Source organism: Mucilaginibacter glaciei (assembly GCF_014773245.1).
In the GTDB taxonomy this organism is placed as follows: domain Bacteria; phylum Bacteroidota; class Bacteroidia; order Sphingobacteriales; family Sphingobacteriaceae; genus Mucilaginibacter; species Mucilaginibacter glaciei.
The window spans coordinates 158,044-182,180 of the sequence record NZ_JACWMX010000001.1 but is presented as its reverse complement, the minus strand read 5'-3'; the positions used below and the strand labels follow the sequence as shown (position 1 = coordinate 182,180).

Below are 24,137 nucleotides of genomic sequence, written 5' to 3'. Positions count from 1 at the left end.
CTGACATCTTGTTTTTACGCTAACGCTTGTTTTAAATCTTCTAATAGATCTTCTATATCCTCTACCCCTACGCTTAGGCGCAACAAATTATCCACCACACCCGCTTTATCACGCTCGGCTTTGGGGATTGAGCCGTGTGTCATGCTTACGGGGTGATTGATTAATGATTCTACGCCACCTAATGATTCGGCCAGTGCGAATACTTTAAATGAACCAGCAATGCGGTAGGTATCTTCCAGCGAAGCATCTTTTAAAACAATTGAGATCATACCACCAAAATCGCGCATTTGCTTTTTGGCAACCTCATGATTTTTAGAATCAGGGAAACCCGGCCAGTAGATCTTCTCAACCCGTGGATGATCCTTCAAAAACGCCGCAACGGCACGCCCGTTTTCGCAATGCGCCTTCATACGCAGGTGCAGGGTTTTAATACCCCGTAATACTAAAAAGCTATCCATAGGCCCGGGAGTAGCGCCGCAGGCGTTATAAATGAACCAAAGCTTTTTGTAAAGCTCTTCATCGTTCAGCATCAAGGCACCCATCACCACATCGCTGTGGCCGCCGATGTATTTGGTAACCGAGTGCATTACTACGTCGGCACCCATATCTATCGGGTTTTGCAGGTAAGGTGATGCGAAGGTATTATCAACCACAAAAAGCAGATTATTGGCTTTGCTGATCTTTCCAACCGCCGCAATATCCACAATTTGCATTGTTGGGTTGGTAGGCGTTTCTATCCAGATCATTTTGGTTTTATCATTCACATATTCGTTAATGATATCTGGGTTGCTTAGGTCTAAAAAGTGGAACTTGATTCCATAATTAGCATAGATCTTGGTAAAGATCCGGTACGAACCTCCGTAAAGGTCGTTTCCTGTAATTACTTCATCACCAGGGGCCAGTAACTTCATAACCGCATCCGTAGCACCCATGCCGCTCGAAAATGCCAAACCGTATTTTGCATTTTCCAAAGCGGCCAAACAATCCTCCAGCGCCTTGCGGGTTGGGTTGGTACCGCGCGAGTATTCATAACCCTTATTATCACCCGGCGATTTTTGCCAGTAGGTAGAGGTTTGATAGATGGGCGTCATGATAGCGCCTGTAGTTGGATCGGGCTCCTGCCCTGCGTGTATTGCTTTTGTTCCGAATTTCATGTTGGTAAAATGATTGGAGTGCGAAGTGCGGGAACGAAGTGCATTAAACCGCTCTCTACTCCTTCGCACCCCGCACCAAATTAATAGGCTCTCGCAAATAGCACTCTCTGTGTCGACGGCTTACCCGTCAGGATGCATTTGCCTTCTTCCTGTTTATTGTCCAAAGGTATGCAACGGATTGTTGCCTTAGTCTCATCTTTTATCCGCTGTTCTGTTTCCGGCGTGCCATCCCAATGGGCCGATATAAAACCCGGCTGCTCATCCAACATGCGTTTAAACTCTTCGTAGGTATCCACTTCTGTCGTATTTTCCGTGCGGAAATCTGAAGCCTTCTTGTAGATATTCGCCTGGATTTCTTCCAGCAAGGCTTCTATGTGCGCGGCGAGTCCCTCCTGGTTGACAGTTTCTTTGGTTTTGGTATCACGGCGGGCCAACTCAACGGTTCCGTTTTGCATATCACGGCTGCCTATGGCTACGCGCAAAGGCACACCTTTCAACTCATATTCGGCAAATTTTGCGCCGGGGCGGTGGGTATCACGCTTATCAAATTTAATACTGATGTCTTTTGAACGCAGCTCTTTGGTTAAAGCATCAACAAATTTGGTGATGTTCTCCAGTTCCTCTTCATGTTTGTAAATAGGCACAACAACAACCTGGATAGGCGCCAGTTTTGGTGGCAGTACTAACCCAGCATCATCCGAGTGTGCCATGATCAATGCACCAATCAAACGGGTTGATACGCCCCATGAGGTTGCCCAAACAAAATCCTGCTTATTATCCCTGGTGGTAAATTTAACATCAAAGGCCTTTGCAAAGTTCTGCCCCAAAAAGTGCGAGGTACCGGCCTGCAGCGCCTTTCCGTCCTGCATTAACGCTTCAATACAATAGGTATCTAATGCACCTGCGAAACGTTCGTTAGCCGTTTTACGGCCTTTTACTACCGGCAGCGCCATCCAGTTTTCGGCAAAGTTGGCGTAAACATCTAACATTTGTTCAGTTTCTGCTACAGCTTCTTCGGCAGTGGCGTGAGCAGTATGCCCCTCCTGCCATAAAAATTCGCTGGTGCGCAAAAATAAACGGGTACGCATTTCCCAGCGCATTACGTTGGCCCACTGGTTTACCAAAATAGGTAAATCGCGGTAACTTTGTATCCACCCGCGGTACGTATTCCAGATAATCGTTTCTGAAGTTGGGCGGATAATCAGCTCTTCTTCTAATTTAGCGTCTTCATCCACAATAATATTACCTTCGCCATCGTTTTTGAGGCGGTAATGTGTAACAACCGCACATTCTTTAGCGAAGCCTTCTACGTGGCTGGCTTCTTTAGAGAAGAAGGATTTTGGAATGAGCAGTGGGAAATAGGCATTTTGATGCCCCGTTTCTTTGAACATTTTATCGAGCACGGCTTGTATTTTTTCCCATATAGAATAGCCGTACGGTTTAATGATCATACACCCTCTAACCGGCGAATACTCGGCCATGTCAGATTTAATTATTAAGTCGTTAAACCATTGCGAATAATCTTCGTCTTTACTGATAACACCTTTGCTCATACACTTTATTTTGGAATAGAATTTGACTTTATATTAATACTTAGTAACCGCCAAATTTATAAATTTATACGTTTATTTGAACCTTGAACTTTTACACCTTTACAAAAATGAAAAGGAACCTTATTAAAGGAATTATTTTGATCAGCGCCGTGCTGCTGAGTTCCTGCTCCGTAAACAAACTGGCATCAAACCAAAACGGTGATGATGTATATTATTCAAAAGCAACAGCAGCCGAAGAACCTGAATACGTTGCCCGCCAACAGGCTTATCGACAGGATGCCCAGGACGACACCAACGACGATGAAGATTATTTTTACTATGACGATTATGCATCCCGCATCAATCGTTTTTCTTATTACTCGCCGTTCGGGTATTATGACTACGCCTATAGCCCGTACTACGGTGGCGGCTTTGGTTTGGGTTACGGCGGCGGATATGGCTTTGGCTTAGGTTATGGATACGGTGGTTTTGGCTATGGCCTTGGTTTTGGCTTAGGCTATGGATACGGTGGTTACGGTTATGGTGGCTACGGGTACGGCGGAGGTTATGGATATCCATACTCTTACTGGGGTACCGGTTATGGTGGCATCGGCGGCGGAGGCTATTGGGGCCCTGTATCTGCAAATAACACTTATGGGCCGCGCCCTAACAGGGGTAACGGCAGCCCGGGCAGCACAATTGGCGTAGGCCGTACTGCGTACGGTGGTACTGCAGCAGCTGTTGGTACAAGCGGCTATTATTCTGGCCGGCCTGCAAGGGCTGGTGCGGGCAGTCCTCCGGCATCTTATGGTAACGGCAGGCCATCTTACAACAGCTATGGCGGTTCGCAGGGTACGGCAACGCGCCCTGTTAGAAATAGCAGTCCGCAATATAATCAACCACGGCCCGAGCCTACGAGTGTGCAACGTCCATCTCAGCCATCGTACTCTCCACCATCATCTGGCGGCGGCGGCGGTTATAGCGGAGGAGGCGGCGGTGGTGGTGGCAGACCGGTACGACCTTAATTTTAACATCAACCTATCATTATGAAAATAAAATATATACTCACTGTAATTGCTATAGTAGCAGTTACAAAAAATAGCTTTGCCCAATACTCGCAAGACGTTATCCGTTTTTCGGGCGGGCAAACGGGCTCTACCGCACGAATCAAGGCTATCGGTAATGCAGGCACGGCTGTAGGTGGCGACTTAAGTTCGGTTAGCGGCAACCCCGCTGGCCTGGGCTTTTTTACCAAATCTGAATTAAGCCTCACGCCAGAATTTAACGGATCTAAAGTTAAGGCCACTTACCAGGGTCAAACAATTACTGATACTAAAAACTCGGGCAATGTTAATCACGCAGCATTTGTAATTTATAATCAATTAGTTAAGCCGCGCGGTGCGGATAAAGATAAAGGGTGGTTAAGTGTTAACTATGGCGCGGCTTACAACCGTACTAACGATTTTGCCGAAAACATCCATTACGGCGGTGCTAACACAAATAATAATATTAATAATTATTATGCCAATCAGGCTAATTCATTCGGTGTGAGTAATGGTTTAGCGGGTTGGGCTTATGGCCAAAACCTGATAGATCTTTATGGCGTTGCTAACCCAACTTATCAAAGCAATACCGTTGGTGGTGTAAACCAGGAAAGCTTTACCAGCCGTACGGGTGGCCAATCGGCAGTCGACTTTTCAATGGGTGCAAACTACAGCAATAAGTTTTATATTGGTTTAGGTGTAAGTTTTACCAATTTGCGTTACAACTCGTCAAGCACGTTTTACGAAGATGGCACGGCATCGATTTTAGAAACAGCCGGTGCTGTTAATCGTCCTTACAGTTCGGCATACTCTCAAGACCAAATTACAAGAGGTACAGGCTTCGCAGCAAGGTTGGGCTTGATCTACAAACCTGTTGAAGCTGTGCGTTTAGGCGCAACTATTACATCACCTACCTTCTATAATGTAGATGATACGTACAGCGAAGGTTTGGCTACTAATATCACCAACAATGGCAGTTATAGTGATGGCCCGCAGAATTATACTTTAAATTATAATTTCCGCACGCCGCTTAAGGTTGCAGGGGGCGCAGCTATATTTATTAAACAATTTGGTTTCATCAGTGGCGATGTAGAGTATGTTGATTATAGCAGCGCACATATTAGCAGCAATTCAGATTTTAACGCTAATGGCGATAATGCGGATATAAAAAATCTATACAGATCTACCGTGAATGCCCATATTGGTGCTGAAGCACGTTTAACCAGTGTGTTTTTATTACGCGGCGGTTATGGCATACAAGGTGATGCCCGCAAAAACAACGGCAGCGATATCAAAACTGCAAGTGGTGGTATTGGTTTACGTTTAGGTGCTTATTATGTTGATGCTACCTACACGCATGTAACCGGGAATCAAACCGTATTCCCTTATGATATTGGAGCAACCAGCCCCGGTGCTTTTTTGAATAGGGCAACAAATAACGGTTATTTGACTTTCGGATACCGTTTTTAGGATTTGATCGTAAGATTTGCGACATAATCTTACTCAATAAAAAAGGCGATGAATAACTCATCGCCTTTTTTTACTTTATGTTAAAGTGTATTTAATGAATCAAAACTTCGAAATCAATTAATCTTCATTAACAAAAGACCGCAGCATCCAGGTATTTTTTTCTTTAAACTGCATAAAGCGGTTCACCATATCATTAGTACCATCGTCGCCGGCATCGGCAGTAATATCCAATATTGCCCGCTCCATTTCAATTAAAGCAGCCATGTCTTCTATCAGTGCCCTAACCATGTCGGTATCTTTTAGTCCAATAGTTTGGATCTCCTTAAGGGTAGATTCGGTTATATAATCGTTAAACGTACTGTATGGCGGCTTGCCCAAAGTAAGTATGCGTTCTGCCAACTCATCAATTGTGGTAAGTGCCACGGTATATAATTCTTCGAATTTTACGTGCAGCGTAAAAAAGCTTTTACCTTTCACATTCCAGTGACAGCCCCGTAGTTTTTGGTAATGGATATGGTAGTTGGCCAACAGATCATTCAGGTGATCTACAACCGGTTTTACTTTTACTTCTTCTAAGCTAATTTCTTTTGCGTCCATGATGTATGTATTGTTTTTTGTGATAACACCGTTTGCCGAGCATTGTTCATCAAACCTAATTACTTTTAATATTAATACCCCATATTTGCACACTTTATGACAATGCTGCAACCATTTATTTCGCACAGTTTAAACGGAACCATTTGGCGCCTGGAGATCGATGAATTGAACAGCACACTGATGGCCGAAGTTCGCAATGTGCAGGATAAATTAACAACCTTCACCGCTATTGGTCTGCAAACTGGCAATATCCATTTCACGGGCTATAAAACACAGGAAAGGTGGCTTACCGGTATCGAGGCTGTTTATAATAATGTTTTGCTGTTGCATCATTACAAGAATGATACAGGTCCTGAACATCAGGGCGTAATTGCTATCAACGCAACAACATCTGCAAATATATGGAGCAACTATGCCATTGCCTTTGACCACATGAGCATTAACGGCCCTGTGATTTATCAAACTGCGTTTCAAAATAAAAAGTTATTGCTTTTGGATATCCACACTGGCGATGTGAAACGCCCTTTTGACGTGTTACAGGATAAACCATTACCAAATAATATAGTCATACCCGGTATAACAACTGCAGATCAGATGCCCGCCGGAATAGTCCCTGCCAATGCCTTCGGAAATATGGTACATTACCATAACCACAATAATTACAGAATTGTATCTTTGCACACGCAAAAAAAAGGGGTATTGCAACATCACCTGTTGATTATGCAGGGCACCAATATTGTTTACCGGGATTTATTGAATACCGATATACAAAAACTGCAACCTGAGGCGTTTGTATTACATAAAAATGCTTTGATATACATTAAAAACAAAGCCGAAATAAAGGTTTTAAACCTATAAATTACTGATTAATAAGTTATTATGAAATTTAAAATACTGTTATTATCTACAATATTGCTCGCCTTATCCTCCTCTATTTATGCAAACGTTGTTGTAGATTCTATAGGTGTTGAGAACCTTAACGGAAAAAAAGTAATTCTGCATAAGCTTGACCCAAAAGACAATTATTATTCTATCGGTCGTAAATACGGTGTAAGCCCAAAGGTGATCATTGATTTTAACAAGGGCGCTAAGATGGCCATAGGTGCTATTATTAAAGTGCCAACCGAACGGTCCATAGTTGAGAATACCACCAACCCTGCACAAGTACCTCCAACTAAACCGGCTACCCCACCGGTACAGCAAGCGCCTGTACCAACCAAACCCGTTGCACAGCAACCTGTAACGGTTACGCCGCCCGCGCAAAAGCCTGTGGAGCAGAAAACTGCGCAAGAGGTTGCTAATAGTAATGCAGGCGGTATTACCGTTCAACAGTATAAGGTGTCGCAGGGAGAAACGCTTTACTCTATAGCTAAACGTTTTGGCACTACGGTAGAAGATATCACTACTATAAACAAACTGACATCGACCATTGTACCCGGCCAGGTATTACAGGTACGCAGCGGTGTACCTGCACCTACTCCAACGACCCCTGTCGCTGCAATTGATAGTACCATGGTTAAGCGGGATTCGACCTACGTATCTCCAGACAGCCTTGGCCGCCATATTCCAGTTAGTAAATATGGATTGTTTGAAAAGAATGAAAAAGGTGTTGCTACCTGGATAGACGATACCAGCCTTGACCCTAACAAAACACTTGTTTTGCACCGTACCGCCCCTATTGGCACAGTGATGCGCATAACCAATCCCATGAACAATAAAACTACCTTTGCAAAGGTGGTTGGCCGCTTTGCAGATAATCAATCAAATAAAGATGCTATAATTGTAGTGACAAAAAACGTTGCACAGGCATTAGGCGCGTTAGACAAACGTTTTCATGTAAATATTAGCTACGGTACTCCGAATGAATAAACCTTATGTGATTGGTGTTGCCGGTGGAAGCGGATCTGGCAAGACCTTTTTTTTAAAAAGCTTTTTGGCGCACTTTACTGAGGCAGAGGTTTGCCTGGTATCTCAAGACGACTATTATATCCCGGTGGCGCATAACATGACCAAAGAAGAAAATAAGTTCTACAACTTTGATCTTCCGAGCACGATCGACGCCGATCTTTTTGAAAGCGACATTAGCAAACTGATGCGTTGGGAAACCGTTTATCAAAAGGAGTATACCTTTAATAATCCTAATATTATTCCGAAAATACTGGAGATAAAGCCTGCACCTATAATTATTGTGGAAGGCCTGTTCATCCTCCACTTCCAAAAAATAGCGAATGACCTTGACATGACCATCTTCATCGAAGCTGATGAAGACATCGCCCTGCAACGCCGCCTAAAACGCGACCTGGCCGAACGTGGCTACTCAAACGAAGACGCATACTACAAATGGGTAAACCACGTGGTACCGGCTTATAAAGAGTACTTGCTGCCACACCGCGAACGCTGCGCCAAGATCATTATCAATAACGGCACGGTGGCAGATGATATCTTTAAAGTTACCGACGAAATTTCGCAGGAATTAAGAGAAAAAGTTTTTGGGTTGAGTAGTGAGTAGTGAGTAGTGAGTAGTGAGTAGTGAAAAACAATTATTCAACAAGTTGCTAAATCACAATTTACTAAACGATAACTTAATCGCAGTTAAGCAACAAATCGTAATACTTTTTCATTAAAACAGTATCATAATTCACAAGAGAGTTATAGGCTTCGGTAACCAGTTCGTTAAGTATAGACGAGCCGAGCTGACCTGCTCCGTTGGGGATAGAGTCGTAATAGGTGATCAATTCTTTAACCCTTATAATTTCGTACAATAGCTTTTGTATCAGGTCAGCCTGCTGGCCACCCGGCAGGCCTGGGCTATTGTTCAAAAAATCTAAAGGATCATTAGTAGAAGTAGATGTCATTTGCAATATCTGACCGGCTTTAGAATGTATGCTCTATAGTTACACTTAACTATACCATACCAGCACACCTTTGATTTTGTTTTACTTTTCTGAAAAAAATATAGTTTAAATAGCAAAACCCTCTTTTAGAGGGTTTTGCTATTTAAACATTTACAACCGATTAATTATTCTCAGCTGGTTTGTTGCTGTCCGGGCGAGGCAACAAAACTTTACGCGAAAGTTTTAGTTTGCCTTGCTTGTCAACATCGAGTAACTTAACGCGTACTTCGTCGCCAACGTTAAATATACCATCCATAGTTTCAATTCTGCGGTGATCAATTTCTGATATGTGCAGCAAACCATCTTTACCCGGCATGATCTCAACAAATGCACCAAACGGCATAATTGATTTCACTTTACCTTCGTATATTTCGCCAACTTCTGGTTTAGAAGCAATGGCGCGGATGCGGCTCAATGCCTGGTCGATAGCATCTTTATTATCACCAAAGATCTGAACGATACCCTGACCGTCTTTTTCTTCGATAGAGATGGTAGCACCTGTTTCGCGTTGCATCTCCTGAATGATCTTGCCACCGGGGCCAATAACTGCTCCAATGAATTCTTTATCAATTTTGATCATCACGATACGCGGAGCGTGTGGTTTGTAGTCCTCACGTGGTGCAGTCATGGTCTTAGCCATTTCGCCTAAGATATGTAAACGACCATCTTTAGCCTGGTTTAACGCGTTAGTTAAAACTTCGTAAGATAAACCGTTTATCTTCAAGTCCATCTGTACAGCAACGATACCGTTTTTAGTACCAGTAACTTTAAAGTCCATATCACCCAAGTGATCTTCATCACCCAAAATATCAGAAAGGATAGCGTATTTAGTACCCATTTCATTAGTGATCAAACCCATAGCAATACCTGATACCGGGTTACTGATTTTGATACCTGCATCCATCAAAGCTAATGTACCGGCACAAACCGTAGCCATTGATGATGAACCGTTAGATTCTAAAATATCAGAAACGATACGGATAGTGTAAGGATTTTCATCCTCGGCAGGTAAAACACGTTTTAATGAACGCATTGCTAAGTTACCATGACCAATCTCGCGACGGCCGGCACCCCTGTTAGGACGAACTTCGCCGGTTGAGAAACCAGGGAAATTGTAGTGCAATAGGAATTTTTGATAACCGTTAATGAACGCACCATCAATCATTTGCTCATCATCCTTAGCGCCTAAGGTAACTGTGGTTAATGCCTGCGTTTCGCCACGGGTAAATACAGCAGAACCGTGAGCAGATGGTAAATAACCAACTTCGCTCCATATCGGGCGGATCTGTGTAGTTGTACGGCCATCTAAACGTTTGCCTTCGTCTAATACAAGGTTACGGATAGCATCGTACTCAACATCGTGATAGTATTTTTTAGCTAATGATTTAGTGATATCATCAATTTCACCTAAAGTTGCGATGTATGCATCTCTAACTTCTTTGAATTTAGCACCACGCTCATCTTTGCCGGATGCAGCACCTGCAATAGCATAAACCTGATCGTAAGTGGCTGCGTATATAGCTTTTTTAAGCTCTTCGTTACTGTGCTCGTGATTGTAAACACGTTTAACAGTCTTATTCAATTCAGCAGTTAACTCCTTTTGAGCTAAACACTGTACCTTAATAGCAATATGTGCAAATTTAATGGCTTCAACCAATTCTTCTTCCTGGATCTCGGCACTCTCGCCTTCCACCATGTTGATGTCATGCTCGCTACCTGCAACAATGAATTCTAAAGTTGCTGTTTTAAGCTGGGTTAAAGTTGGGTTAATAACTAACTGACCGTCAACCTTAGCTACACGTACTTCAGATATAGGACCATTAAAAGGAATATCTGAACAAGCTAAAGCGGCTGATGCAGCTAAACCTGCAAGGCAATCAGGCATAATATCTTTATCTGCAGATATTAAAGAGATCATTACCTGGGTATCAGCGTGATAATCTTCAGGGAACATTGGGCGCAATGCACGGTCAACCAAACGGGAGATCAAAACCTCATAGTCTGACAAACGGGCCTCGCGGCGTAAAAACCCACCGGGAATACGGCCGGTAGAAGCATATTTTTCTTGATAATCTACAGAAAGCGGTAAAAAGTCAATTCCTTCTTTTGCTTCCTGCGATGATACTACAGTAGCTAATAACATGGTATCACCCATTTTTATTACTACAGAACCATCGGCTTGTTTGGCCAACTTACCGGTTTCGATCTCAATGGTGCGGCCGTCACCTAAATCGATTACCTTTTTAATTACGTTTAAACTCATCTTTTTTGTTTTGTGATGCGCTTTTCATCTTTCGGAGCGCATCGGTTTTTTTATGTGTGTGTATATTGTTTCAAATGTAAAAAAGCCGTCTGGCAAAATGCGGACGGCTTTTTAAAGAGTATTCAGTAAGGTTATTTGATGATATCCCTAAGCGCTAACGCTTTGATGATAGCACGGTACCTGTTAATATCTTTTTTGAATAAGTAAGCCAACAAACCGCGGCGTTTACCTACTAACTTTTGCAGTGATAACTGGGTTGAAAAATCATGTTTGTTCTTTTTCAGGTGACCCGTTAAATGTGCGATACGGTAAGTGAATAATGCTACCTGTCCTTCTGTTGTACCGGTATCAGATTCGCTTTTACCGTGTTTTGCAAAGATCTCTGCCTTTGCTTCTTTACTTAAATACATTACGTGAATAATATTAAAGTGTAAATAATTTGATTAATTGTGGCGCAAAGATAAGGTTTTAAATCAAAATTAAAAATGAGAAATAAAATTGGTCGTAAGCGGATAGTAGGTCGTCGGGTTGGTCCTTAAAGGAATTGTCAGAATTGATGTTTTAATCGCATTATGTTAATGGCATTGCCTGCGGCCGGGGCTGTCTGCTTATACTACACAGGCTTTAGCCATGGGCCGGTATCCGATACTATCCTTAACGCAATATCAGCGATAAAACAATCAAAGGTTTATTTCCGTTTTACTTTTAACTTTCTATTTTTGACTTAATGAGTTACTCCACTTTCGAAACCGAGCACCGGGTGCGCCCCGATGATATCGACATGTTTCAGCACGTTCACAACAGTAAGTATTTTGATTACGTGCTTGCCGCGCGTTACGAACAAATGGATACCTGTTATGGCATGGCCATGGAAGAGTTTATGAAACGTGGTTTTGGCTGGGTGGTGCGCGCTGTTTATATGGACTATAAACGCGCCCTGGTAATGGGCGATTACTTTTTAGTGCGAACCGGCATCGACAGCATTAATGACAAGGGCTGCCGGGTAAGTTTCACTATAACTAATAAAGCCACCAAAAAGGTATGCTGCGACGGCTACTTCGATTACGTGATGATAGACATGGCCAACGGCCGCGGAGCTAAAGTACCTAATGATGTTATCGAGCACTACCAGATATAATAACAAAATTAAACATTGAGAAATAAAGATCGACTAATACATTTAACTAACATTCAACTTTGGTTGACTGTGCTTTCTATTTCTATTACATTGTTCTTCTCATATCAAGCATTTAGAGCATCGATTCACACAAATTTGCAGCAGGAGTTTATTGACAAGCCAAGGTTTTTCATCGCCGATGTCGATGCGAGATACAAAAATAGTAGTGTGGAAGTTAGATTTCAACTAATGAACTTTGGCAAAACGCCGGTATCGATAGATAATATGGAATTGCTTGCGTACGACAAGGCGAAAGCATTTTTTAAATACGATTATACGCTTGGTCCTTCTGATTTAATTGGCGATTTAGTTTCTCAGCCCGAGATAACATTACCAAAAAAGGTTTTTGAGAGGAATCAATCCATCTTCTGTTTGAAAGTTTATTATTATTTTCTTGACAAAAGCAAGCTAATTAAATACATAAGTTTTTTTCGTTGGAGTCGGATGAGTAACGGAAGGTTCACGTATAACGCCGTATCGCCAAGCGATATCAAATCATTTGAAAACCAGATTGAACTTGTAGCACAGAGTGATCCTCAAATTATAGACTCTACTGCGGTTTTTATAACTCAATAACGCAATCGCCTTTAGTTCATCAAGAACCCTTTAGTACAAATAAAATCGGTGATCATCAGGCCTTTGCTGCCGTTGATCGTTTCAATGGTATGAATATATTTATAGCTCTTGCTCAGCTGGTCAAATTGCTGATCGATAATTTGGATATCCAGGTCTTCAACCGCGAAATCCAAACTATCCTGTATACATTGTAATTTGTGATCTGCCGTTGGCATGTAATCGTCTGTGTAACCTTTGCTGTGTAGCTCGATAACCCTAAGAGTAAGTGCGTTACTTAACTTACGGGCGATATTTTTTGAAGCATTCATGATGTGGCCTTTTTGTTTTGGATAACCGTTACGTAACAGTTTAATGCGTTACAACTTTCCCTTTTCAAAAACCAAACCAATTGTAAAAAACTCACTGTCAATTTATTAACAGCCAGTTTCCACTTTTGTTAACAACAGGGAAAAAAGCCATTTCCTTGATAATGAGGCCCTTTTTACTTTAGTTAAATCTTTTATCTTAACGAAGTATTTTTTTCATCATTTGTTAAAAGTTTATCTAAAGATATTGGCCCTGAACCTATTATAACAAAAAGCAGTAATAAAGTGAGCACTACAACAGACAGCCACAACTCGGAATTTACGGCCTTGTTTGGGATGTTCACCACAAATACTGCGGCCACCACTATCGGAATTTGGATAAGCGAAGCCAACCGGGTTACCAATCCAAAAAGTATGAGCGTCCCTCCTACCATGTGCGCATACGTTACATAATAAAGCAGAGCTGTTATCGTATCTGTCGACAGATCGACAAGCTTTGCATCAATGATCAGGTCGCGCAGGAAAGGCATATTGTGGAAGAAGAGGTAGCCCTTAAAAAGCAGGAACGCGCCTAAAACTATTCGTATTACATCTACTAATTTAGGGTGGTGCCTGTCGCCCCAATCCTCTAACTTACTTATCATTTTCATAACAAATATTTTAAAATGCTAAGAGGCGCTGCCAAACGGATCCCACCATTATGCCGGTAACAAGAATATTTATAAGGTTAAAGGTTGATTACATAAATGTAGACAATTTATAACCGGATTAGTTTACTATTTCAGATGCAGCCGGCAATATGCCGCGGGATTGACAATGGGCTATTGGCTTTCCAGCTTCAGCAAATACTGCTCAAACTTGTCGCCGCTGTAATCGGCCACTCCTTCGTGATGGAAAACCATCTCTCCTTTTTTATCGATTACAACGGTTGTAGGGATCGATTGGCCCACCAGCTCTGACGGGATATCGCTTGCCACACCGTACACCGGTAAATTATACCCGTGGTCTTTAATGAAAGGCATTGATTTATTTAGTTGATTATCGACGTCAACCATCAAAAATACAATTCCGGGATTGGCAGATAACTTTTGATGAAGCGCATCGATAGACGGCAGCTCGGCCAAACATGGCGGGCACCAGGTAGCCCAAAAGTTAATGAATACTACTTTACCCTTTAATGATGACAGGTTAACAGATCTGCCTGTCGCATCGTTAAAAGCTACATCCGGCACGGCTGTTAATTTTACAGCTTGTTCTGTTTTAGGCTGAAAGAAGCCTACAGCCATTAAACCGCGGGTAACCAACGACCGCGCACCCGGCACAAAAAGTATAGTGAGTATAGCAGCGAAAAACAACACGTTGCCGATGTTACTTTTGGAAAACCATTTTTTAGGTGCCGGATTCTCGGTCATCGATTATAGTAATAAAATAGCTTTACCGCGTACCTTCAATGATCTGCCCGTAAAAGTCAGATACGCTCATGCCCATCGCCCTTACCTGTTGCGGTATCAGGCTATTGGCCGATTGTCCGGGCGTGGTATTGATCTCTATAAAATAAAACTCCTGCGTACCTTCCAGCAAAATAAAATCAACCCGCACCATACCTCGGCAATTTAAGCGGAGATAAACCTGGGTCACTATTTCGGCAATCTCCTGGCTCTTGGTTTCGGGCAGATCAGCCGGGGTAACTTCATTGGTTACGCCGGTAGTATATTTGGCTTCGTAGTCAAAAAAATCTTTAGTAGTTAGTATCTCAGTAGCTGGCAATACTTTGATATGGCCGTTTAAACGGACAATACCAATGCTAAACTCGCGCCCTTTGATAAATTCCTCTATCAAGATCTGCGGGTCTTCGTGAAAAGCCTTATCGATAGCTTCCTGCAAACCGCCTACGTTATAAACCTTACTCATCCCTACGCTGCTGCCACCGTTATTAGGCTTAATAAACAGCGGGAATTTTAGAGTTGAGGCGATGGTGGCCGTATCGTGCCTGTCCTTTTGATGCAACTGGATAGATTTGGCCGTGTTTAACCCATGGATGCCATGTACCAAAGTTTTGGTGTAAGCTTTGTTCATGGTAATGGCCGATGTAGTAGCATCGCAGGTGTTGTAGGGAATTCCTATCAGGTCAAGGTAGCTCTGCAGTTTACCATCCTCGCCGGGAGTGCCATGCACCGTAATAAATGCAAAATCAAACTTGATTTTTTTGCCGTTTACGGTTATGCTGAAATCGTTTTTATCTACGTTAACAGTTCCGCTTATAGCTTCATAGATCCAGGCATCACGGTTAATAAGGATAGTGTACACTTTATATTTACCTGCATCTAAGTTAGCAGCAATGTTCTTGGCACTGTTGATAGATACTTCATACTCGCCGGAAAAGCCTCCGGCCAAAAGGGCTACGTTGATAGGTTCCATAGTGTTCAAAGATAGTTTTTTTTGGTTTCGGGGGAGCGTTTGCAACAAACATTATCTAAATACCGATATACTTCATTTAGGCTACAACAATAGTAGATTTGGATACTTCCGCTTGTTTGCATCGTTGCACCTTTGTAATATCAAAACAAAACAATATGAAGATCATCGTAACAGGTTCATTAGGACACATTAGTAAACCGCTGACCGAACAGTTGCTGCAAAACGGCCACACCGTAACGGTTATTACCAGCAACCCCGATAAACAACAAGAAATTGAAGTCATAGGTGCAACAGCCGCCATTGGCTCATTAAACAATCCTGATTTTTTAACCGCCACGTTTACCGGCGCAGATGCGGTTTACACCATGGTACCACCGGCGGATTACTTTGACCAGGAACTGGATCTACCGGCCCATTACCACACCATTGGTCACAACTACGCAACGGCCATCGCAGCGTCGGGCGTTAAACAAGTGGTGAACCTGAGCACGATCGGCGCACATCTTGAGCAGGGATCAGGCATCCTGATCGGTGCTCATGATGTAGAACAGATCCTGAATAAACTACCTGCGGAGATTAACATTGTGCACATGCGCCCTACATCTTTCTACTACAATTTACTACCTTACATTTATGCGATCAAAGCAAACGGTGTAATCGCCCAGAATTACGGTGCGGAAAGCATTATTCCATGGGTATCTCCAACCGACATTGCACAGGCTATTTTTGAAGAACTGGAGGCCGCCCGTCCCGGTCGCAACGTACGTTATGTAGCCAGCGAGGAACTTAGTGGTAATGAAACAGCAAAAACGTTGGGGGCTGCAATTGGCCTGCCCGACTTGAAATGGGTTTTGGTAAGCAGCGACGAAGTGCTTAATGGCCTGATAGCCGTGGGAATGAATGAACGTATTGCTGCTGGGTTGGTTGAAATGTACGGCAGCCTTTACAATGGTTTACTGGCCGAAGATTATAACCGCAACAAACCTGCTGTTATGGGTAAGGTAAAGCTTGCAGATTTTGCAAAAGAATTTGCCACTGTTTATTATCAAAAATAAGTACTTTGTCATATGGCTGCCACACCTCCTTTCCGCATTAAAACGATCAGCGAATTTCATCAGTTCAGGGGTTTGCCCAAGCCGGAGCACCCATTGGTGAGCGTAATCAATTTGAAGGACGTTAATGAAATGCCCGCCGGAGAAGTGACTGTGATAAAGGATTTTTACTCTATTGCTATGAAAAAAAACTTCAATGTAAAGATGAAGTATGGGCAGCAGCAATATGATTTTGATGAAGGCACGATGTTCTTTATGGCGCCCGGCCAGGTTTTAAGGCTGGAGGTTGACCGCAAAACGCAAATAAATCAATCGGGGTGGATGCTGCTGTTCCATCCCGATTTTTTATGGAATACGGCCTTAGCCAAAACCGTAAAAAACTATGAATATTTTGATTATTCCGTAAACGAGGCGCTGTTCCTGTCAGACAAGGAAGAAACCATTGTTGACGGCATTATGCAAAACATCCACAGCGAATATCATGCTAACATAGATCAATTTAGTCAGGACATTATCATCGCGCAAATAGAGCTCCTGCTCAACTACTCGGACCGGTTTTACCACCGGCAATTCATCACCCGCAAAATTTCCAACCACCAACTGCTCGACAGGTTGGAAACTATCCTAAAAGATTATTTTGAAAATGATAGCCTGATGGAAAAAGGCATACCCAGCGTTCAACATATTGCTAACGCATTAAATGTATCGCCAAATTACCTAAGCGGCTCACTTAAAACCCTGACCGGCCAAAGTACGCAGCAGCACATCCATAATTACCTTATCGAAAAGGCAAAGCAAAAGCTTTCTACTACTGCCCTTTCTGTAAGCGAAATAGCTTATCAGTTAGGGTTTGAACACCCACAGTCGTTCAGTAAATTATTCAAAACAAAAACCGAATTATCGCCACTTGAATTCCGGGCATCGTTTAATTGATAAGCCCCCGGTAAACAGTCTATCTAAACGGTAAATCCGAAATCGAAAATCTGAAATCCGAAATTATTCCCTATGTTTGGTTGTAATTTTTTGATCTATCGGTATGAGTAATTTAGGGGCTTATTTAAAAACAAGGCAATTCAGAAACACCATTTTATTGGTTATCGCTTCCGTTATCGGCGTGGTATTGATCGCCTTTTTTAGCCTGGGTTATTACACCCGCCATGGTGAGGGCATCCCGGTTCCAAAACTTAAAGGACAAAATATTGACCGGGCCCTGGCTACTTTAAAAGAACAGGGTTTTAACATTAAAATTGACAGTGTTTATGTACCAGATGAAGCCCCAGGCACTGTTGTAGAGCAAGACCCTGATGCCGGCACTAATGTAAAAGAAGGCCGTACCATATACTTAACCATGGTAACGCAATTGGCACCAAACGTATCCCTGCCCGATCTGATAACCGAGCAAAGCATATATCGCGAAGCGGTGGCTACCCTATCCAACTACGGCTTAAAAATTGGCGACACCACCTACCGAAGCGACATAGCCCGCGACCGCATTTTAGAGGTACGCTTTAACGGGCAGGTAATTAAGCCGGGCACTAAGTTACCAAAGGGCTCGCGGCTTGACCTGGTTTTGGGTAACGGTGAAGGCGCAAGCGAAGTTGATATCCCCGAGCTGATCAACCTTGACCTGGATGCCGCCAAATTTTCTATTAAAGGTGCAGGCTTAACTATAGGCACTATAACTTATGAAGGCAGCATAACCGATAGCACCAACGTCACGGTGGTTTCGCAGTCGCCGATGAAGAGTGATAGCACCAGCAAAACCAGTATAGGCACCCGTATAAACCTTACCGTTTCACAAGGCAAAGCACCAAATGTTCCAAATTAGTGCAGCAGAATTACAGCGGCGGATGGGCAACGGCGAAATTTTTAACCTGCTTGATGTTAGAGAGGTAATTGAATACCATACTTTTAATATTGGTGGTCAAAATATTCCCGTGGCAAAGCTGGCCGATAACTTAACCACGCTTCGGTACAACAAAAAGGACGAGATAATCGTTATTTGCAGTGCAGGCATCCGAAGTGAAGCAGCTGTAAACATACTCAGTCAAAACGGTTACAACCATGTGCTTAACCTAACCGGCGGGTTAAAGGCTCTGCATAAAATTAAAAAGTAAACACAACTTTCCCCAATTGATATGACATCCCAAAATTCGTCATCAGGAACCTTCAAGAAATTTATTATCGCACTGGTCGTTATCGTAGTGTTGGCCCTTGCCGGTACCGGTATATTTTATTATCTGCGCTTATTTGGCCCTAATGTTACTGATAAGCAGGGGTATCTGTACATCCACACCGATGCCACCTTTGACGAAGTGTACAAAACCATTCGCGAGCAGGGCATAGTTAAAGATACCACCACCTTTATGTGGGCCGCGCATAATATGAAATACATTACCCATGTAAAACCGGGTAAGTACCGTCTAAAGGCGGGCATCAGCAACCGTAGCCTAATCAATATGCTAAAATCGGGCACGCAGGAGCCTGTAACGGTGGCTTTTCATAATTTAAGGTTGAAGGAGCAATTCGCCGGTTTCGTATCAAAAAAATTAGAGCCCGATTCCGTGTCGTTTATCAAATACCTCGACTCGGCTAAATTTGCGGAGCAGTATGGTTTTACCCGCGATAATATTTATACGATCATCATCCCTAACTCCTACCAGTTTTACTGGAACACCACGCCCGAGAAATTCTTTAAGCGGATGTATGCCAACTATGAAAAATTCTGGACGGCAGAACGTAAGCAAAAAGCGGCAGCTTTAAACTTAAACCCGCAGGAAGTATCCGTTTTAGCCTCGATAGTCGACGCGGAAGCTTTGCATGATGACGAAATGCCTGCTATTGCCGGGTTATACCTCAATCGGCTCCAAAAAGGGATGAAGCTGCAAAGCGACCCTACCGTTATTTTTGCTATGAATGACTTTACTATCAAACGGGTGCTTAATAAATACCTGGTGAAAGATTCACCATATAATACCTATTTATACAAAGGCCTGCCTCCGGGCCCGGTGATGATGCCATCTGTAAATGCAATTAAGGCAGTGCTTGACCCTAAAAAGAGCGAATACATTTACATGTGCGCTAAAGAAGATTTTTCAGGCTACCACAACTTCGCAATCAACGAGGCCGAGCATAAAGTAAACGCCCGTAAATGGCAACAGGCTTTAAATGATAGAAACATTAAACGCTAATGTTTACCCATTCCACTAAATTGAGGGTGCGCTACGGCGAAACCGACCAGATGGGGTACATGTACTACGGTAACTACGCCGAATTTTTTGAGGTGGGCCGTGTGGAGATGCTGCGGAGCCTTGGCCTTACTTACGCCGGGATGGAAGCCTCAGGTATTATGATGCCGGTTTTAGAGATGCATTGCAAATATCTGAAACCCGCACGGTACGATGAAGAGATCACTATCAATGTAACCATGGCCAAAATGCCCGGCGTTAAGATCCATTTTAAGTATGACCTTTATAACGAGCAGGAAGAATTGATACACATCGGCGAAACACTGTTAGCTTTTATCAATATGAAAACTAACCGGCCCTGTTTACCCCCACAAGAATTTATTGACAAACTGATGCCTTTTTTTGAGTAATTTGCGGTAATGAAATGGGCTCACCGCATCCTCAACCGCTTTAAATTTTACCAATATATAACAGATTGGGCTAAAGCTGTCTACATCCCCGGCTTCCGTCCGTTGCCACTATATACGGTGGTAGTGTTCTTTATAGAGGAGATCCAAAAAACGTCGTTAACTAACCGCGCGGCAGCACTGGCATATAACTTTATGCTTGCCTTATTCCCGGCAATAATCTTCTTATTTACCCTGATCGCTTACATACCCATCAATCATTTTCAGGATGATTTATTGAGCTTATTTGGACTGATCATGCCAACCAATGCTTACGATGCCTTTAAGTCGACCATTGTAGGAATTGTAAAGATCCAAAACGGTAAATTACTTTCCTTCGGTTTTATAACGGCCCTGTATTTTGCGACAAATGGAGTAAGTAACCTTATGCAGGCGTTCAACAAGTCGTCTTTAATATTAGAGACGCGTACATGGCTAAAAAGGCGACTCATAGCACTTATCCTAACGGTTACTATAAGCATCGCCCTGCTAATCGCTATCGTTATCATGATAGCCGGGCAAACGGTCATTGAATTTATTAAAGACCAGTTTGGGAGCGAGGCACATTTTTGGTCATACCTTATCGCTTTAACTAAATGGCTCATTATCCTGGTGATATTTTTTGTAAGCGTTTGCATCCTGTACCGATACGGCCCGTCTAATAAACAGAAATGGAAATTTATTAACCCGGGCTCGATACTGGCTACTTCGCTGGCTATAGTAACCTCAATCGGGTTTACTTACTACACCAACAACTTTTCGTCATACAATAAAGTATACGGCACCATTGGTACACTTATCGTAGTGATGATTTATCTTTACCTTAACTCGCTTATTTTACTCATCGGCTTTGAATTAAACGCAAGTGTTGACCTTTCCAAGCGCACCATCCGCATCGTAAAACCCCGGTTTAATACTTTCCGCACCCGGAAAACGGAGCAGAAACCCTAATAAGGCAATGACTGTCAAACCATTACAATTAATTTAAAAAAAGTTAACATCGGGTTTGGCAATTCGCCCCGGATTTGTACTTTTGTCCCCGGAGAGCTGGCAGAGTGGTCGATTGCGGCAGTCTTGAAAACTGTTGACTGTAACAGGTCCTGGGGTTCGAATCCCTAGCTCTCCGCTGATAGCATATCAAGCAATTTAAAAACGCCTTAAATTCATCATTTAAGGCGTTTTTTATTTTAAGACCAATCCAAAATATACTATAAATAGCATCCTTTTGGTGACATGTAACATAACGAAACAACAGGTTCCAGAAAGCTTCTAAAGCGCTATAAATCAAAAAATTCAACTTTAATATTATAATTATTGGAAATAAGCAAATTCCAACTAAGATTCACATTCATACTCCCCGCTTATTAAAAAAACCTTTAAATCGTTGATTTAAAGGTTTTTTTAATAAGCAGTAATTGGCTCTAATACCAATTATCCGAAAAGCAAAAGAATATGTGTTGTTTGAGTCCTTGTAGTTTAGCGCAGAAGATTCATCATATTATTTAAATCCAACCGTGCTCAAAAAGGCAACGGCAACACTTAGTCACTTAAGCATTAACGGCACTGACAAATTACGGACGTAACATTCTTTTTTTCAAATACAAAAGCAGTTCTTTTGGCCTGTCCGTTTGCAACACGCCGGCTCCGTGGTTAATCAGCCATTCCCAGCTATCCTTGGTATTATTTTCCTCTACTGCCAAATCATCATCGTGCCCGTTGTTAAGCGATGCCCAAAGAGAGTTTAACCATATTTTAGACCCTTTACTGGTTATAAGTTTAGGATCCTTAAAAAGGAAAGATGTATCGCTTTTAAAATTCATTTCAAATGCAAACGGTTGCATGTGCTGCTGATATTCGCCAATAATCTGCCTCGCCTCCGGCTTATCCAGATTAATAATTGGCATATAAATGATGCTATCAATTAATCGTGGATATTTATCTTTTAACTGGGTATAAGTAACCTCCGCTTTAAAAATAGCTTGCTTTAAAGTTCCTGTTTGTTTTAAAATAGCAAAGGCTTCTTCGTAATAAGGGTAACTTTTATCCAGGTTAACCATAACCGGTTTTCCTTTTAAAGCTAACATTACTTCTTTTAGCGTTGGGATTGGGTTACGTGTAACGCGGCCAAGTCCGTTTTTTAAACCAAATTTCTTGATCTCTTCTAACGTGAAATCAGCGGGCTTACCTTTACCATTGGTGGTACGGTCAATGGTTTGATCATGCATGATCACGATCTCGCCGTCTTTGGTTTTGTTTAGGTCAAGCTCTACAATATCTACACCCATTGCGGCGGCGTATTCAAACGCGCGTAAGGAGTTTTCCGGCGCATTACGCCAGTCGCCACGGTGGGCGGCAACCATAACCTTTGTTTGGCCATGAACGCCTAAAGCCAACAATAGCGGCCACAAATAAACAATTAACTTTTTCATACGATTTAAAAAAAGATGGGGAGCTTCCTCCCCATCTAAAATGTTATTAATAACCAGGATTTTGATACATTTTTTCGGGATTTAGCTTATTCTCATCAAACGGAATAGGAAAATACCGGTCTTTAGTATTAAAGTTAGCCAACTTAGGAATGCCGAAATCTGCCTGGCTTTTTGCTTTAAAATAAGCTACCAGCTCATCAGTGCTAAAAGTGCGCAGCAGGTCAAACCAGCGATGATGCTCAAAGGCAAGCTCTACACGGCGCTCGTGCAAAATTGCCAAACGCAGGTCTGTAAATTTACTTGCATAGGTTGGGTTTGCAGTAAGCGTTGCGGCGTATGTTGTCAAGCCGGCCCGGGTGCGTACCTGGTCAAGCAGGGTAATGGCACCTGCACGGTCGCCAAGATAATTATTTACTTCTGCAAGCATCAGCATCACATCTGCAAAACGGATCAGGATCCAGTCGTTGCCGCCATAACCCAGGTTTGATGCACCAGCACTGGCATCCCTGAATTTGGTGATAAAATAGTCTTTTACAATAGGGTCATTAGCAAACTTAACCGAGAATGCCATGCGCGGATCGCCCGCTTCGTATTCTTTGATCAGATCGGGCGTAACGTTACCGCCCGAACCTGATGCAGGTTTAAGAGAGTTTATGGTTTCGCCCTTCGCCTGGTTGTTAGCTGCAATGGAGGAGCTATAGGTGATATCGCCTTGCTTGTTAACAATTTGCCAAACAATTTCAGGGCAGGTAGCTTTTTTGTTCACATCAAAAACGTCGGCATAAGGGATGCTCGATAACGCGCCAAAGGTGCGCATGCCATAAGCTGCGGTCAGATATGTTTTGGCGTCGTTTAAATTAGCTGTTTTGGCAGCTGCATCTTGTGTGGTAGCCATAGTCAGATATACTTTCCCAAGTGTAGCATTGATAGCTGCCTTTGATGCGCGGCCAATACCAGCACCAGTTTGCAGGTTTGGCAGGTTACTGGCCAAAGCATCCTTAAGATCTGTTACAATAAGCGCGTAAACAAGGGCCTGTTTTTCACGAAAAGTGTTTTCGTTCACCTCATCAGCAGATTTGAATTGTTTGGTAACCAGTGGTACATCGCCCCAGGTCCTCACCAGCTCAAAATACATTACCGCACGTAAAAATTTCGCCTCGGCCATGTATTGCAGCTTTAAATTCGGATCTGAAAACGTCACACGGTCAATATTAGCCAACACGATGTTAGCCCTTGATATGGTACTATATAATGAAACCCAATGACTTTTTAGATATGTGTTACTTGGCAAAATAGAAAAATCGCCAAACTGAAAAGGCTCTCCTGCGTTCGACTGGTTATCGTTACGCCCGGTATCGTCAGAACGCTCATCCGTCCATAATCCGCTATTTTCGCCAATATTATTGCTGCTGCGCAATGATTGATAAATTCCATTTACTGCGGTTAAAACGTCATCCGGCGACCGGAAGCTGGCTGTCAACTCAATAGCGTTGGGGTCGGTTTGTACTAAAAAATCTTTTTTACATGATGGCATGGCCGTGGCTAAAAATGCCACGCTTGCAATCAATATTATTTTCTTTTTCATCTTGTTGA

General features: G+C 42.7%; 26 protein-coding genes and 1 tRNA gene. 15 read left to right on the top strand and 12 right to left on the bottom strand.

What is annotated here, in order from left to right:
• Positions 1–14: 14 nt before the first annotated feature.
• Together IDJ76_RS00835 and proS are read right to left on the bottom strand one after the other, a co-directional pair.
• Positions 15–1,223 (bottom strand): cystathionine gamma-synthase, encoded by a 1,209-nt coding sequence (locus IDJ76_RS00835; protein WP_317173929.1) that lies wholly within the window; start codon positions 1,221–1,223, stop codon positions 15–17.
• An 11-nt stretch (positions 1,224–1,234) separates the two neighbouring features.
• Positions 1,235–2,707, bottom strand: coding sequence for a proline--tRNA ligase (gene proS / locus IDJ76_RS00830; RefSeq protein ID WP_191159750.1), 1,473 nt, complete (start codon positions 2,705–2,707; stop codon positions 1,235–1,237).
• A gap of 107 nt (positions 2,708–2,814) precedes the next feature.
• Here proS and IDJ76_RS00825 point away from each other — a divergent pair, with 107 nt between their 5' ends.
• Both IDJ76_RS00825 and IDJ76_RS00820 read left to right on the top strand, forming a co-directional pair.
• Complete coding sequence (locus IDJ76_RS00825; protein ID WP_191159748.1) at positions 2,815–3,711, top strand: hypothetical protein; 897 nt, start codon at positions 2,815–2,817, stop codon at positions 3,709–3,711.
• Between the two features lie 21 nt (positions 3,712–3,732).
• On the top strand, positions 3,733–5,199 hold the full coding sequence (locus tag IDJ76_RS00820; protein WP_191159746.1) for an OmpP1/FadL family transporter: 1,467 nt from the start codon (positions 3,733–3,735) through the stop codon (positions 5,197–5,199).
• Between the two features lie 117 nt (positions 5,200–5,316).
• On the opposite strand, the gene IDJ76_RS00815 is transcribed toward IDJ76_RS00820, so the two are convergent.
• A complete protein-coding gene (locus IDJ76_RS00815) occupies positions 5,317–5,796 on the bottom strand; it encodes a Dps family protein (RefSeq protein ID WP_191159744.1) in 480 nt (159 codons plus the stop codon).
• Between the two features lie 96 nt (positions 5,797–5,892).
• On the opposite strand from IDJ76_RS00815, the gene IDJ76_RS00810 reads away from it, so the two are divergent.
• Genes IDJ76_RS00810 through IDJ76_RS00800 form a run of 3 tightly spaced genes read left to right on the top strand, consistent with a single transcriptional unit; the run spans position 5,893 to position 8,305 of the window.
• Positions 5,893–6,654 carry a DUF4905 domain-containing protein gene (locus IDJ76_RS00810; RefSeq protein WP_191159742.1) on the top strand — a complete coding sequence of 254 codons (762 nt, stop codon included), beginning with the start codon at positions 5,893–5,895 and terminating at the stop codon, positions 6,652–6,654.
• A 21-nt stretch (positions 6,655–6,675) separates the two neighbouring features.
• Entirely contained in the window at positions 6,676–7,665 is a 990-nt protein-coding gene (locus IDJ76_RS00805; protein WP_191159740.1) for a DPBB and LysM peptidoglycan-binding domain-containing protein, read from the top strand.
• Positions 7,658–8,305, top strand: a complete 648-nt coding sequence (locus IDJ76_RS00800) for a uridine kinase family protein (RefSeq protein ID WP_191159738.1) — start codon at positions 7,658–7,660, stop codon at positions 8,303–8,305. Before IDJ76_RS00805 ends, IDJ76_RS00800 begins: the two co-directional genes overlap by 8 nt.
• Positions 8,306–8,378: 73 nt before the next feature.
• Here IDJ76_RS00800 and IDJ76_RS00795 read toward each other — a convergent pair whose 3' ends face one another.
• From IDJ76_RS00795 to rpsO, 3 genes are all read right to left on the bottom strand, one after another.
• On the bottom strand, positions 8,379–8,651 hold the full coding sequence (locus IDJ76_RS00795) for a hypothetical protein (RefSeq protein ID WP_191159736.1): 273 nt from the start codon (positions 8,649–8,651) through the stop codon (positions 8,379–8,381).
• Between the two features lie 160 nt (positions 8,652–8,811).
• Positions 8,812–10,953, bottom strand: coding sequence for a polyribonucleotide nucleotidyltransferase (gene pnp / locus IDJ76_RS00790; RefSeq protein WP_191159734.1), 2,142 nt, complete (start codon positions 10,951–10,953; stop codon positions 8,812–8,814).
• Between the two features lie 131 nt (positions 10,954–11,084).
• A complete protein-coding gene (rpsO, locus tag IDJ76_RS00785) occupies positions 11,085–11,363 on the bottom strand; it encodes a 30S ribosomal protein S15 (RefSeq protein WP_191159732.1) in 279 nt (92 codons plus the stop codon).
• A gap of 317 nt (positions 11,364–11,680) precedes the next feature.
• Here rpsO and IDJ76_RS00780 point away from each other — a divergent pair, with 317 nt between their 5' ends.
• The gene (locus IDJ76_RS00780; protein WP_191159730.1) at positions 11,681–12,091 is read left to right on the top strand and encodes an acyl-CoA thioesterase; all 411 of its coding nucleotides are present in this window, start codon (positions 11,681–11,683) and stop codon (positions 12,089–12,091) included.
• 15 nt (positions 12,092–12,106) lie between these two features.
• Complete coding sequence (locus IDJ76_RS00775) at positions 12,107–12,706, top strand: hypothetical protein (RefSeq protein ID WP_191159728.1); 600 nt, start codon at positions 12,107–12,109, stop codon at positions 12,704–12,706.
• Positions 12,707–12,717: 11 nt separating this feature from the next.
• Here IDJ76_RS00775 and IDJ76_RS00770 read toward each other — a convergent pair whose 3' ends face one another.
• The 4 genes from IDJ76_RS00770 to IDJ76_RS00755 form a co-directional block, all read right to left on the bottom strand.
• Positions 12,718–13,014, bottom strand: a complete 297-nt coding sequence (locus tag IDJ76_RS00770) for a hypothetical protein (RefSeq protein WP_191159726.1) — start codon at positions 13,012–13,014, stop codon at positions 12,718–12,720.
• A 191-nt stretch (positions 13,015–13,205) separates the two neighbouring features.
• A complete protein-coding gene (locus IDJ76_RS00765) occupies positions 13,206–13,661 on the bottom strand; it encodes a DoxX family protein (RefSeq protein ID WP_191159724.1) in 456 nt (151 codons plus the stop codon).
• Positions 13,662–13,832: 171 nt separating this feature from the next.
• The gene (locus IDJ76_RS00760) at positions 13,833–14,423 is read right to left on the bottom strand and encodes a TlpA family protein disulfide reductase (RefSeq protein ID WP_191159722.1); all 591 of its coding nucleotides are present in this window, start codon (positions 14,421–14,423) and stop codon (positions 13,833–13,835) included.
• Positions 14,424–14,445: 22 nt separating this feature from the next.
• Positions 14,446–15,429, bottom strand: coding sequence for a D-alanine--D-alanine ligase (locus IDJ76_RS00755; RefSeq protein WP_191159720.1), 984 nt, complete (start codon positions 15,427–15,429; stop codon positions 14,446–14,448).
• A gap of 155 nt (positions 15,430–15,584) precedes the next feature.
• Here IDJ76_RS00755 and IDJ76_RS00750 point away from each other — a divergent pair, with 155 nt between their 5' ends.
• From IDJ76_RS00750 to IDJ76_RS00715, 8 genes are all read left to right on the top strand, one after another.
• A complete protein-coding gene (locus IDJ76_RS00750; RefSeq protein WP_191159717.1) occupies positions 15,585–16,484 on the top strand; it encodes an NAD(P)H-binding protein in 900 nt (299 codons plus the stop codon).
• 12 nt (positions 16,485–16,496) lie between these two features.
• Positions 16,497–17,414: a helix-turn-helix domain-containing protein gene (locus IDJ76_RS00745; RefSeq protein WP_191159715.1), complete on the top strand. Its 918-nt coding sequence runs from the start codon at positions 16,497–16,499 to the stop codon at positions 17,412–17,414.
• A 103-nt stretch (positions 17,415–17,517) separates the two neighbouring features.
• Positions 17,518–18,309 (top strand): PASTA domain-containing protein, encoded by a 792-nt coding sequence (locus IDJ76_RS00740; RefSeq protein ID WP_191159713.1) that lies wholly within the window; start codon positions 17,518–17,520, stop codon positions 18,307–18,309.
• Positions 18,296–18,598 carry a rhodanese-like domain-containing protein gene (locus IDJ76_RS00735; protein WP_191159711.1) on the top strand — a complete coding sequence of 101 codons (303 nt, stop codon included), beginning with the start codon at positions 18,296–18,298 and terminating at the stop codon, positions 18,596–18,598. The genes IDJ76_RS00740 and IDJ76_RS00735 overlap by 14 nt, the downstream gene beginning before the upstream one ends.
• 21 nt (positions 18,599–18,619) lie before the next feature.
• Positions 18,620–19,672 carry an endolytic transglycosylase MltG gene (gene mltG, locus IDJ76_RS00730; protein ID WP_191159709.1) on the top strand — a complete coding sequence of 351 codons (1,053 nt, stop codon included), beginning with the start codon at positions 18,620–18,622 and terminating at the stop codon, positions 19,670–19,672.
• Positions 19,672–20,079, top strand: a complete 408-nt coding sequence (locus tag IDJ76_RS00725) for an acyl-CoA thioesterase (RefSeq protein ID WP_191159707.1) — start codon at positions 19,672–19,674, stop codon at positions 20,077–20,079. Before mltG ends, IDJ76_RS00725 begins: the two co-directional genes overlap by 1 nt.
• Before the next feature lie 9 nt (positions 20,080–20,088).
• Positions 20,089–21,066: a YihY/virulence factor BrkB family protein gene (locus tag IDJ76_RS00720; protein ID WP_191159705.1), complete on the top strand. Its 978-nt coding sequence runs from the start codon at positions 20,089–20,091 to the stop codon at positions 21,064–21,066.
• 90 nt (positions 21,067–21,156) lie between these two features.
• A tRNA-Ser gene (locus IDJ76_RS00715) sits at positions 21,157–21,241 on the top strand.
• 445 nt (positions 21,242–21,686) lie between these two features.
• On the opposite strand, the gene IDJ76_RS00710 is transcribed toward IDJ76_RS00715, so the two are convergent.
• Both IDJ76_RS00710 and IDJ76_RS00705 read right to left on the bottom strand, forming a co-directional pair.
• Positions 21,687–22,544: a glycerophosphodiester phosphodiesterase family protein gene (locus IDJ76_RS00710; protein ID WP_191159703.1), complete on the bottom strand. Its 858-nt coding sequence runs from the start codon at positions 22,542–22,544 to the stop codon at positions 21,687–21,689.
• Between the two features lie 46 nt (positions 22,545–22,590).
• Positions 22,591–24,129, bottom strand: coding sequence for a RagB/SusD family nutrient uptake outer membrane protein (locus IDJ76_RS00705; protein WP_191159701.1), 1,539 nt, complete (start codon positions 24,127–24,129; stop codon positions 22,591–22,593).
• Positions 24,130–24,137: the final 8 nt, after the last annotated feature.

Excerpts from the sequence above, each read along its gene's own strand:
- IDJ76_RS00725 (WP_191159707.1), top strand. The coding sequence starts at position 19,672 with ATGTTTACCCATTCCACTAAATTGAGGGTGCGCTACGGCGAAACCGAC.
- IDJ76_RS00770 (WP_191159726.1), bottom strand. The coding sequence starts at position 13,014 with ATGAATGCTTCAAAAAATATCGCCCGTAAGTTAAGTAACGCACTTACT.
- IDJ76_RS00745 (WP_191159715.1), top strand. The coding sequence starts at position 16,497 with ATGGCTGCCACACCTCCTTTCCGCATTAAAACGATCAGCGAATTTCAT.
- IDJ76_RS00815 (WP_191159744.1), bottom strand. The coding sequence starts at position 5,796 with ATGGACGCAAAAGAAATTAGCTTAGAAGAAGTAAAAGTAAAACCGGTT.
- mltG (WP_191159709.1), top strand. The coding sequence starts at position 18,620 with ATGACATCCCAAAATTCGTCATCAGGAACCTTCAAGAAATTTATTATC.
- proS (WP_191159750.1), bottom strand. The coding sequence starts at position 2,707 with ATGAGCAAAGGTGTTATCAGTAAAGACGAAGATTATTCGCAATGGTTT.
- IDJ76_RS00825 (WP_191159748.1), top strand. The coding sequence starts at position 2,815 with ATGAAAAGGAACCTTATTAAAGGAATTATTTTGATCAGCGCCGTGCTG.
- IDJ76_RS00740 (WP_191159713.1), top strand. The coding sequence starts at position 17,518 with ATGAGTAATTTAGGGGCTTATTTAAAAACAAGGCAATTCAGAAACACC.
- IDJ76_RS00795 (WP_191159736.1), bottom strand. The coding sequence starts at position 8,651 with ATGACATCTACTTCTACTAATGATCCTTTAGATTTTTTGAACAATAGC.
- IDJ76_RS00735 (WP_191159711.1), top strand. The coding sequence starts at position 18,296 with ATGTTCCAAATTAGTGCAGCAGAATTACAGCGGCGGATGGGCAACGGC.
- pnp (WP_191159734.1), bottom strand. The coding sequence starts at position 10,953 with ATGAGTTTAAACGTAATTAAAAAGGTAATCGATTTAGGTGACGGCCGC.
- IDJ76_RS00780 (WP_191159730.1), top strand. The coding sequence starts at position 11,681 with ATGAGTTACTCCACTTTCGAAACCGAGCACCGGGTGCGCCCCGATGAT.
- IDJ76_RS00720 (WP_191159705.1), top strand. The coding sequence starts at position 20,089 with ATGAAATGGGCTCACCGCATCCTCAACCGCTTTAAATTTTACCAATAT.
- IDJ76_RS00805 (WP_191159740.1), top strand. The coding sequence starts at position 6,676 with ATGAAATTTAAAATACTGTTATTATCTACAATATTGCTCGCCTTATCC.
- IDJ76_RS00760 (WP_191159722.1), bottom strand. The coding sequence starts at position 14,423 with ATGACCGAGAATCCGGCACCTAAAAAATGGTTTTCCAAAAGTAACATC.
- IDJ76_RS00750 (WP_191159717.1), top strand. The coding sequence starts at position 15,585 with ATGAAGATCATCGTAACAGGTTCATTAGGACACATTAGTAAACCGCTG.
- IDJ76_RS00705 (WP_191159701.1), bottom strand. The coding sequence starts at position 24,129 with ATGAAAAAGAAAATAATATTGATTGCAAGCGTGGCATTTTTAGCCACG.
- IDJ76_RS00820 (WP_191159746.1), top strand. The coding sequence starts at position 3,733 with ATGAAAATAAAATATATACTCACTGTAATTGCTATAGTAGCAGTTACA.
- IDJ76_RS00810 (WP_191159742.1), top strand. The coding sequence starts at position 5,893 with ATGACAATGCTGCAACCATTTATTTCGCACAGTTTAAACGGAACCATT.
- IDJ76_RS00710 (WP_191159703.1), bottom strand. The coding sequence starts at position 22,544 with ATGAAAAAGTTAATTGTTTATTTGTGGCCGCTATTGTTGGCTTTAGGC.
- rpsO (WP_191159732.1), bottom strand. The coding sequence starts at position 11,363 with ATGTATTTAAGTAAAGAAGCAAAGGCAGAGATCTTTGCAAAACACGGT.
- IDJ76_RS00755 (WP_191159720.1), bottom strand. The coding sequence starts at position 15,429 with ATGGAACCTATCAACGTAGCCCTTTTGGCCGGAGGCTTTTCCGGCGAG.
- IDJ76_RS00765 (WP_191159724.1), bottom strand. The coding sequence starts at position 13,661 with ATGAAAATGATAAGTAAGTTAGAGGATTGGGGCGACAGGCACCACCCT.
- IDJ76_RS00800 (WP_191159738.1), top strand. The coding sequence starts at position 7,658 with ATGAATAAACCTTATGTGATTGGTGTTGCCGGTGGAAGCGGATCTGGC.